Raw genomic sequence first — 10,140 nt, forward strand, 5'->3', positions numbered from 1 at the left:
TGTTTTTCTCGCTGGAGCCGAACCGGCTCTGACCGGCCTCGACGGCCCGGAACCGGCTTCGGCCGGTCCGGGCCCGTCGTCCGTCCCGGCCCGGACCGTCCTGCTGGCACGGCTGTTCGTCCGTCCTGGCACCGGTGTTCGGGCGCCGCCGCGTGCTCCCGTGCGCGCCGCGTGAGCCCCCGCCCGCGCGCCGCCGCCAACCGGGTCGATCCATAGGAATCAGGGGCATTTCCCCACCCTTTCGCCATTACTCTAAGTTGAGTGTGCGTGTCGTTGAGTGACGGGGTTGGTGTAGGGTCCCTTTTGGGAGCATCGGTACGGTGCGGCGACCGGCAGGCCGCCCACCCCCTGGGCCACCGTCCTGACGGGGCGCCAGTCCACCGCGCACGTCCGAGAGGTGCGCGGCCGGTGGCCCGTGGCCGGGGCGCGAGGCCCCGGGCCGGAGGGGGAGAGGCCGAGTGAGCTCCACCGAAACGGTGCTGCCCGGAACCGGACGGCCGGAAGCACCGCACACCGACACGTCCGCCGCCGACGTGCCCGCACCCGTCCGCCGCTGCGCGCTGCGCCGGCTCCGGGAGAGCCGCACGCTGCCCGGGTTCGTCCTGGGCGGGCTCTGCCTGGCCTACGCCACGGGCGCCGCCATCGGCTGGGGCTCGGGCCAACTGTCCGTCTTCATGGGCGACTTCGGCCTGGCCGCGGCGGCGCTGGCGGCCGCGCTGTCCTGTCTGGTGTACGGCTGTACGGTCGGCGGGCACGCCCGCCCGGCCTGGCTGCTGTTCGGCCTCTCCTCGCTCATGGTCGCCTTCGGCAACGGCACCTGGGGCTGGTACGAGCTGGTCCTGCGCGCCCCGCTGCCCCGGGACTCGCTCGCCGAGTACGCCTTCCTGCTGTTCGCCCCGCTCGCCATCACCGGCGTCCTGGTGCTGGCCCAGCACCCGCGCACGGCGGCCGGCTGGCTCTGCCTGCTGCTCGACGGCTGGCTGATCGCCGGCTCGCTGTTCACCCTCAGCTGGAGCCTGGCGCTCGGCCGGATCGCGGCCGGCGAGGACGGCTCGCCGCTGCGCCTGGCGCTCAACCTGGCCTACCCGGTGCTGGACATCCTGCTGGTCAGCCTGGTGGTCGGGCTGCGCTTCGGCGGCCGGGACGGCAACCGGGCGGCCGTGCACACCGCGATGCTGGCGCTCGCCGTCACCGTCACCTGCGACGCCCTGTTCACCTCCCCGGAGCTGCGCAGCAGCTACCACTCGGGCGAACTGCTGGACGCCGGCTGGTTCGCCGGCAGCCTGCTGCTGGCCTGGGCGCCGTGGTCGCCGCGCTGGCGCCGTCCGCTGCGCGAGCACCCCTCGGCCGGCGGCCTGCCGCACCGCCGGGTGGCCACCACCTTCAGCGCGCTGACGCCGTACGCGGCCGCCGCGGTCTGCACCGCCGGGATCCTCTACAACGCCCTCGGCGGCCGGGAGCTGGACCGGGTGGTGGCCGCGGCGGCCTGCACCGTCGGGCTGGCGCTGATCCTCCGGCAGGGCGTGATGCTGCTCGACAACCTGTCGCTGGCCCAGGAACTCGCCCACAAGGAGGCGCACTTCCGCTCGCTGGTGCAGGGCTCCAGCGACGTCATCATGATCGCCGGCGCCAACGGCGTGCTCTCCTACGTCTCCCCGGCCGCGCTCGGCGTCTACGGACGGGACCCGGAGGAGCTGGTCGGCGGCAACCTGCTGGACCTGGTCCACCCCGAGGACGTCGACCGGGTGCTCTCCGAGGTCCGCCGCTACCTCGCCAGGGTCCGGCTCGCCGCCCACCGCAGCCCCGGCACCGCGGTGCCCTCCGCCCGGGTCGAGTGCCGGATCAGCTCCGGCGCCGGCGAGTGGCTGCACGTCGAGTCCACCGTCAGCAGACATCGCGACGGGCTGCTGCTCAACAGCCGGGACGTCACCGAACGCGTCATGCTCCAGGCCCAGTTGCAGCACAACGCGTTCCACGACCCGCTCACCGACCTGCCCAACCGGGCGCTGTTCACCCAGCGGCTGCGGGCCGCCCTCGGCTCGCGCGGCCAGCAGGGCGAGACGGGTGCCGGGATCGCGGTGCTCTTCCTCGACCTGGACGGCTTCAAGGCGGTCAACGACACCGCCGGGCACCAGGTCGGCGACGAACTGCTGGTGCAGGCCGCCCGCCGGCTGCAGAGCGCCGTCCGCTGCGGGGACACCGTCGCCCGGTTCGGCGGCGACGAGTTCGCCGCGCTGGTCTGCGGCCCGCTCGGCCGCCTCCAGGTCCAGGAGCTGGCCGAACGGCTGCGCCTCGCGCTCTCCGAGTCGTACTGGATCGGCGGCGCTGAACTCAGCGTCGCCGCCAGCATCGGCATCGCCTTCGGCACCCCCGAGCGCGGCCCGGCGGCCGACCCCAGGGCCGCCGCCGACGAGCTGATGCGCAACGCCGACCTCGCGATGTACCGGGCCAAGTCCGAGGGCAAGGGCCGGGTGGTGCTCTACACCCCCGCGATGCGGGCCGACCTGGAGCGCCGCACGGAGCTGGAGGAGCGGCTGCGGCTGGCCGTCCGGGAGGGCGGCTTCACGCTGCTCCACCAGCCCGTGGTGGACCTCGGCAGCGGCGCGGTGACGGGTGTCGAGGCGCAGGCCCGCTGGCGCTCGGTGGGCGGCCTGCTGCTCACCCCGGCCGAGTTCCTGCGCTCGACCGAGCACGGCGACGCGGCCACCCGGTTCTCCCGCTGGCTGGTCCTGGAGGCGGTCAGCGCAGCCGCCGAGCGGCGCGGCCTGCCGGGCCGGGGGCGCGGCGCGCCGGAGCCCGTCCCGGTGGCCGTCCGGCTCTCGGTGGAGCGGCTCTGCTCGCCCGGCCTGTACGAGACGGTGGCCGCGGCGCTGCGCGACAGCGGGCTGCCGGCCGACGAGCTGGTGATCGAGGTGGCCCGGATGGGCCCGGACTCGCTCGCCGACGAGCTCGGCCGCCGGCTCTCCGCCCTGCGCGGGCTCGGCGTCTCCACCTGGCTGGCCGGGTACGGCGCCGGCGGCGGCTCGCTCGGCGCCCTCGCCCGGCTGCCGCTGGACGGGCTCAAGCTGGACCGCACGCTCGTCCAGGACCTCGGCGAGTCCCCGCTCAGCCGCACCCTGGCCGGGCACGCGCTGCGGCTCGGCCGCGACCTCGGGATGGCCACCGCCGCCGAGGGGGTGGACCTGCCCCGCCAGGTCGCCGCGCTGCGGGAGCTGGGCTGCGGGCAGGGCCAGGGCTCGGCCTTCGCCCCGCCGCTGGACGAGCCCCGGCTGCGCCGGGCGCTGGCCCGCCGCGACTACCCGCTGCCCGCCCCGGCGGGCCCGCTCCCGGCCCGCCGCCCGTACCCCGGCGCCGCCGCCGAGCCCACCCGGACGAGTGGCCGGACGGGCGCCCGGGCGGACGCCGCGCCGGGACGTGGCGCACATCACCACGGCGGCCCTGACCTGCCCGAACACCGTGCCAGTACTGGTCCGTCGGGGGGTCCGCATGGCGAGACGGTCGTCCCACCTGCTTGACACGCCGCCCCGCACGGGAGGAAGGTCGTTGCCATGCGCACCCGAATTCTCGTACTTGGCGGGCGCGTCGGCTGAGTGGGCTCGTACGCCCTGCTCGTGACAGACCGACGCGCCACCCCTCGCATGCCCTTGGGCACGAGGGGTTTTTTGTTGCACTGACGCTGTTCCACCTCCGCAAGACCCCTGGCCCCGACCGCCCGAACACCTCCGACCCGTCGGATCAAGCGGGACGATTGAGGCAGAGCCGGCGATCGACCCGGACCGGGACCCCACCCTCGCAGCACCGGGGCCCGCAGCACCGGGTCGGCAAAACCCGAGAAGAGACAGGCAGATGACCGAGCACGCCGCATCCCCCCGCCGCGGGGACAACCCGGCCGCCAACGCTCCCGCTCCCCAGCACGTCGTCGAGACCATGACCGGCGCCCAGTCGCTCATCCGTTCCCTGGAGGCCGTGGGCGCGGACACCGTCTTCGGCATCCCGGGCGGCGCCATCCTTCCCGCGTACGACCCCCTGATGGACTCCGTCAAGGTGCGCCACATCCTGGTCCGGCACGAGCAGGGCGCCGGTCACGCCGCCACCGGCTACGCCCAGGCCACCGGCCGGGTCGGGGTCTGCATGGCGACCTCCGGCCCGGGTGCGACCAACCTGGTCACCCCGATCGCCGACGCCTACATGGACTCGGTGCCGGTCGTCGCGATCACCGGCCAGGTCTCCTCCAAGGCGATCGGCACCGACGCCTTCCAGGAGGCGGACATCTGCGGCATCACGATGCCGATCACCAAGCACAACTACCTGGTCACCGACCCGGCCGAGATCCCCCGGGTGATCGCCGAGGCCTTCCACATCGCCGCCACCGGCCGCCCCGGCCCGGTCCTGGTCGACATCGCCAAGGACGCGCTCCAGGCGACCACCACCTTCCGCTGGCCGGTCGAGACCGCGCTGCCCGGCTACCGCCCGGTGACCAAGCCGCACGCCAAGCAGATCCGCGAGGCCGCGAAGCTGCTGGTCGGCGCCAAGCGCCCGGTGCTGTACGTCGGCGGCGGCGTGCTCAAGGCGCGGGCCACCGCCGAGCTGCGGATCCTCGCCGAGCTGACCGGCGCCCCGGTGGTCACCACCCTGATGGCGCTCGGCGCCTTCCCGGACAGCCACCCGCAGCACCTGGGCATGCCCGGCATGCACGGCTCCGTCCCGGCCGTCACCGCCCTGCAGAAGTCCGACCTGCTGTTCACCCTCGGCGCCCGCTTCGACGACCGCGTCACCGGCAAGCTGGACGGCTTCGCCCCCAACGCCAAGGTCGTCCACGCCGACATCGACCCGGCCGAGATCGGCAAGAACCGCCCGGCGGACGTGCCGATCGTCGGCGACGCCCGCGAGGTGCTCGCCGACCTGATCGTCGCCGTCCAGGCCGAGTTCGACGCCGGCCACAAGGGCGACTACACCGAGTGGTGGGAGCGGCTCGACGAGTGGAAGAAGACCTACCCGCTCGGCTACGAGCCCGCCCCGAACGGCCAGCTCTCGCCGCAGCAGGTGATCGAGCGGATCGGCGAGCTGGTCGGCCCCGAGGCGATCTACGCCGCGGGCGTGGGCCAGCACCAGATGTGGAGCTCGCAGTTCATCCGCTTCGAGAAGCCGGGCACCTGGCTCAACTCGGGCGGCGCCGGGACGATGGGCTACGCCGTCCCCGCGGCGATGGGCGCCAAGGCCGGCCGCCCGGAGAGCGCGGTCTGGGCCATCGACGGCGACGGCTGCTTCCAGATGACCAACCAGGAGCTGGTCACCTGCGCCCTGAACGACATCCCGATCAAGGTCGCGGTCATCAACAACGGCTCGCTGGGCATGGTCCGGCAGTGGCAGACGCTGTTCTACAACCAGCGCTACTCCAACACCGTGCTGCACTCCGGCCCCGGCCACGACGGCATCGAGCCGCCGGCCCAGGGCACCCGGATCCCCGACTTCGTCCTGCTGTCCGAGGCGATGGGCTGCGTGGGCCTGCGCTGCGAGCGCCCCGAGGACCTCGACGCGGTCATCGAGCAGGCGATGGCGATCAACGACCGCCCGGTGGTCATCGACTTCATCGTCCACCAGGACGCCATGGTCTGGCCGATGGTCGCGGCCGGCACGAGCAACGACGAGATCCAGTTCGCCAAGGGCGTGCGCCCCGACTTCGGCGACGATCTCGACTGACGGCCCCTTCCGGAACGACTGAGGAACGACCGAGGAACCACATGTCCAAGCACACCCTCTCCGTCCTGGTCGAGAACAAGCCCGGCGTGCTCGCCCGCATCGCCGCGCTGTTCTCCCGTCGGGGCTTCAACATCGACTCCCTCGCCGTCGGCTCGACCGAGCATCCGGACGTGTCCCGGATGACGATCGTGGTCAACGTCGAGGACCTCCCGCTGGAACAGGTCACCAAGCAGCTCAACAAGCTCGTGAACGTGATAAAGATCGTCGAACTCGACCAGTCCGCTGCGATCCAGCGGGAACTGGTCCTGGTGAAGGTCCGCGCCGACAACGAGACGCGGTCGCAGATCGTCGAGATCGTCCAGCTGTTCCGTGCCAAGACCGTCGACGTGTCGCCCGAAGCGGTGACCATCGAGGCCACCGGCAGTTCGGACAAGCTGGAGGCCATGCTCCGGATGCTGGAGCCTTACGGCATCAAGGAGTTGGTCCAGTCCGGCCTGGTCGCCATCGGCCGCGGCGCGCGCTCCATCACGGACCGCTCGCTGCGCGCCCTGGACCGCAGCGCGTAACCCGCGCGGCGGGACCACGACCGTCTCTCCCTCCCGTCGCCCGCCACCGCCCTTCCCACGGCGCGCGGCGCGCGGCACCTTTCGAGCAAAGACCCACACCACCGCCGGTTCCGCATACGGTGAACACCGCGAACCCGGCAACCATCACGCAAGGAGATGTGCCCCCGTGGCCGAGCTGTTCTACGAAGACGACGCCGACCTGTCCATCATCCAGGGCCGCAAGGTCGCGGTCATCGGCTACGGCAGCCAGGGCCACGCCCACGCGCTGTCCCTGCGCGACTCGGGCGCCGACGTCCGGGTCGGCCTGAAGCCGGAGTCGAAGTCCCGCGCCAAGGCCGAGGAGGCCGGCCTGCGCGTCGTCACCCCGGCCGAGGCGGCGGCCGAGGCCGACGTCATCATGATCCTGGTCCCGGACCCGATCCAGGCCGACGTCTACGAGGCCGACATCGCCCCGCACCTGAAGGCCGGCGACGCCCTGTTCTTCGGCCACGGCCTGAACATCCGCTACGGCTTCATCAAGCCCCCGGCGGACGTCGACGTCTGCATGGTCGCCCCGAAGGGCCCGGGCCACCTGGTCCGCCGCCAGTACGAGGAGGGCCGCGGCGTCCCCGCGATCGTCGCGGTCGAGCAGGACGCCACGGGCAACGCCTTCGCCCTGGCGCTGTCCTACGCCAAGGGCCTGGGCGCCACCAAGGCCGGCGTCATCAAGACCACCTTCACCGAGGAGACCGAGACCGACCTGTTCGGTGAGCAGGCCGTCCTCTGCGGTGGCACCGCCGCCCTGGTGAAGGCCGGTTTCGAGACCCTGGTCGAGGCCGGCTACCAGCCGGAGATCGCCTACTTCGAGTGCCTGCACGAGCTGAAGCTGATCGTCGACCTGATGTACGAGGGCGGCCTGGAGAAGATGCGCTGGTCGGTCTCCGAGACCGCCGAGTGGGGCGACTACGTCACCGGCCCGCGGATCATCACCGACGCCACCAAGGCCGAGATGCGGAAGGTCCTCGCCGAGATCCAGGACGGCACCTTCGCCAACACCTGGATCGCCGAGTACAAGGCGGGTCTGCCCAAGTACAACGAGTACAAGAAGGCCGACGAGGACCACCTGCTGGAGACCACCGGCAAGAAGCTGCGCTCGCTGATGAGCTGGGTCGACCAGAAGGCCTGAGGCCCTTCCGGGGCGTTTCCGGCCCCGATTTTGTAACTCCCTTGTACAAGTAGGCTGCTCTCGTCCGGGTGATTTCGCCGGACGGGAGCAGCCCGCTTCCCAGCCCGTCGATACACTCCGAGTGCGCGTCAGGCCCACAGCGTCGTGCGTCTACCTACGCGGCATGCCACCTTTCCCCGCCCTCCACGCCACCTACGTGCCCGGGGGAACCGGACAGTTAAGGACCACTGTCGTGAGCACTGTGACATCCAAGACCGCCGTAGTTCTGATCGCCGAAGAGCTGTCGCCCGCAACCGTGGACGCCCTCGGCCCCGACTTCGAGATCCGCCACTGCAACGGCGCCGACCGCACCGAGCTGCTCACCGCGATCGCCGACGTCGACGCGATCCTGATCCGCTCGGCCACCAAGGTCGACGCCGAGGCGCTGGCCGCCGCCCGCAAGCTCAAGGTGGTCGCCCGGGCCGGTGTCGGCCTGGACAACGTGGACGTCGCCGCCGCCACCAAGGCCGGCGTGATGGTCGTCAACGCCCCGACCTCCAACATCGTCACCGCCGCCGAGCTCGCCTGCGGCCTGCTGATCTCCGTCGCCCGCAACATCGCGCCGGCCAACGCCGCGCTCAAGCAGGGCGAGTGGAAGCGCAACAAGTACACCGGCGTCGAGCTGAGCGAGAAGACCCTCGGCGTCGTCGGCCTCGGCCGGATCGGCGTCCTGGTCGCCCAGCGGATGTCCGCGTTCGGGATGAAGATCGTCGCGTACGACCCCTACATCCAGGCCGCCCGCGCCGCGCAGATGGGCGTCAAGCTGGTCTCGCTGGAGGAGCTGCTGGAGGTCTCGGACTTCATCACCGTCCACCTCCCCAAGACCCCGGAGACCATCGGCCTGATCGGCGACGAGGCGCTGCACAAGGTCAAGCCGACCGTCCGCATTGTGAACGCCGCCCGCGGCGGCATCGTGGACGAGGAGGCGCTGGCGAGCGCGCTGCGCGAGGGCCGGGTGGCCGGCGCGGGCCTGGACGTGTACGCCAAGGAGCCGTGCACCGACTCCCCGCTGTTCGCCTTCGACAACGTGGTCGCCACCCCGCACCTGGGCGCCTCCACCGACGAGGCGCAGGAGAAGGCCGGCATCGCGGTCGCCAGGTCGGTGCGCCTCGCGCTGGCCGGCGAGCTGGTGCCGGACGCGGTGAACGTCCAGGGCGGCGTGATCGCCGAGGACGTCCGCCCGGGCCTGCCGCTGGCCGAGAAGCTCGGCCGGATCTTCACCGCGCTGGCCGGCGAGGTGGCCGTCCGCCTCGACGTCGAGGTCCGCGGCGAGATCACCCAGCACGACGTGAAGGTGCTCGAACTGTCCGCGCTGAAGGGCGTGTTCGAGGACGTCGTGGCGGAGACGGTGTCCTACGTCAACGCCCCGCTGTTCGCCCAGGAGCGCGGCGTCGAGGTCCGCCTGACCACCTCCAGCGAGAGCCCCGAGCACCGCAACGTGATCACCGTCCGCGGCACGCTCGGGAACGGCGAGGAGATCGCCATCTCCGGCACGCTGGCCGGCCCCAAGCAGACCCAGAAGATCGTCGGCGTGGACGCCTTCGACGTGGACGTGGCGCTCACCGACCACATGGCCTTCTTCAAGTACGAGGACCGCCCCGGCGTGGTCGGCGTGCTCGGCAAGCACCTCGGCGACGCGGGCATCAACATCGCCGGCATGCAGGTCGCCCGTGACGGCGGCAGCGCGCTGGCCTCCATCACGGTGGACACCGAGATCCCGCAGGAGGTGCTGTCGGCCATCGCCGCCGAGATCGGCGCCCGCTTCGCGCGCTCGGTCGACCTGGGCTGATCCACCGCGCCCGAGCAGGGCCCGGACCGCCGTTCGAACGGCGGTCCGGGCCCTGCTGCGTCCGCCCGGGTGACACCCGTCTCAGATACTAGGAAATCCAAGTATTCGTGCAGACACGGCCCGGACGTGGTCGTACCGTGGAAGGGCCATACGGTGTGCCGCCCCTGTAGCCAGGGTCCGCGGCCCGTGTGCGCGTGCGCCTTCACGAGCAGGCGACCCCTGCTCCCGCGCTCCCTTCCCCCTCTTCGCGCCCGCCCCGCGCGGCGCCGTTTCCAAGGAGCCCGGTATGTCGCCGACCGCCGACCGTCACGCCCCGTCCGCCCCCGCCGCCACCCCCGTCCGCGCCCCGCGCCGCCGCCGGGCCGCCGAGCGGAACCCCTTCGCGGCCGCCGCCCTGCAGCGCTCGCTGGACCGCCGGGACAACGGCGGCATGACCGGGCACCACTGAGCTCTGCCGGCGCTGCCGGTGGCGTTCATCCGCCGAATGAGCCGTACGGGTCGGCGGATTGTCACCCAGTAGAGTGCAACTTCCTTCCGCCCGAGGGAAGTTGCTCGTGCCCGTCGGCGCGATCATCCTAATTTGGGGCCCTCGGAGGGGTGATCGACGTTCGCGTGGGCGGGCGTCAGCGACACGGAGTGCGGATCAGTCCCCCTGCCGGGGGAGAGGGCCCAGTGCGTCTGCCACCCGTCCGCCGACCCGCCGCCCGGATCGGCCTCACCCTGGCCCTGCTGGCCGGAAGCGCCGTCCTCGCCGCCACCCCGGCGGCCGGCGGCCCACCGACCGCGGGGCCACCGTCCGCCGGACCGCCGTCCGCCGGACCGCCCGGGCCGGGCCGAACGGCCTCCGTCCTGCTCGAACTCGGCACCGAGCCGGCCGGCTC

6 protein-coding genes and 1 pseudogene are annotated in these 10,140 nt (G+C 72.5%); all 7 read left to right on the forward strand.

Annotation, left to right across the window (positions count from 1 at the left end):
- The first annotated feature begins 560 nt into the window (after nucleotides 1-560).
- Nucleotides 561-3,515, forward strand: a complete 2,955-nt coding sequence (locus tag ABZW03_RS29355; RefSeq protein ID WP_355264710.1) for an EAL domain-containing protein — start codon at nucleotides 561-563, stop codon at nucleotides 3,513-3,515.
- A gap of 331 nt (nucleotides 3,516-3,846) precedes the next feature.
- Entirely contained in the window at nucleotides 3,847-5,700 is a 1,854-nt protein-coding gene (locus ABZW03_RS29360) for an acetolactate synthase large subunit (RefSeq protein WP_355264701.1), read from the forward strand.
- A 41-nt stretch (nucleotides 5,701-5,741) separates the two neighbouring features.
- Nucleotides 5,742-6,266: an acetolactate synthase small subunit gene (gene ilvN / locus ABZW03_RS29365; RefSeq protein WP_049657946.1), complete on the forward strand. Its 525-nt coding sequence runs from the start codon at nucleotides 5,742-5,744 to the stop codon at nucleotides 6,264-6,266.
- Between the two features lie 166 nt (nucleotides 6,267-6,432).
- Nucleotides 6,433-7,431: a ketol-acid reductoisomerase gene (gene ilvC, locus ABZW03_RS29370; protein WP_355264705.1), complete on the forward strand. Its 999-nt coding sequence runs from the start codon at nucleotides 6,433-6,435 to the stop codon at nucleotides 7,429-7,431.
- A gap of 241 nt (nucleotides 7,432-7,672) precedes the next feature.
- Nucleotides 7,673-9,259 carry a phosphoglycerate dehydrogenase gene (gene serA, locus ABZW03_RS29375; RefSeq protein ID WP_355264713.1) on the forward strand — a complete coding sequence of 529 codons (1,587 nt, stop codon included), beginning with the start codon at nucleotides 7,673-7,675 and terminating at the stop codon, nucleotides 9,257-9,259.
- A gap of 286 nt (nucleotides 9,260-9,545) precedes the next feature.
- Nucleotides 9,546-9,707 (forward strand): hypothetical protein, encoded by a 162-nt coding sequence (locus ABZW03_RS29380; RefSeq protein ID WP_355264707.1) that lies wholly within the window; start codon nucleotides 9,546-9,548, stop codon nucleotides 9,705-9,707.
- Nucleotides 9,708-9,931: 224 nt separating this feature from the next.
- Nucleotides 9,932-10,140: pseudogene (locus ABZW03_RS29385) on the forward strand (hypothetical protein); the annotation flags it as partial.

Source organism: Kitasatospora sp. NPDC004799 (assembly GCF_040609095.1).
Lineage (GTDB): Bacteria > Actinomycetota > Actinomycetes > Streptomycetales > Streptomycetaceae > Kitasatospora.

Excerpts from the sequence above, each read along its gene's own strand:
- ilvN (WP_049657946.1), top strand. The coding sequence starts at position 5,742 with ATGTCCAAGCACACCCTCTCCGTCCTGGTCGAGAACAAGCCCGGCGTG.
- ABZW03_RS29380 (WP_355264707.1), top strand. The coding sequence starts at position 9,546 with ATGTCGCCGACCGCCGACCGTCACGCCCCGTCCGCCCCCGCCGCCACC.
- ABZW03_RS29360 (WP_355264701.1), top strand. The coding sequence starts at position 3,847 with ATGACCGAGCACGCCGCATCCCCCCGCCGCGGGGACAACCCGGCCGCC.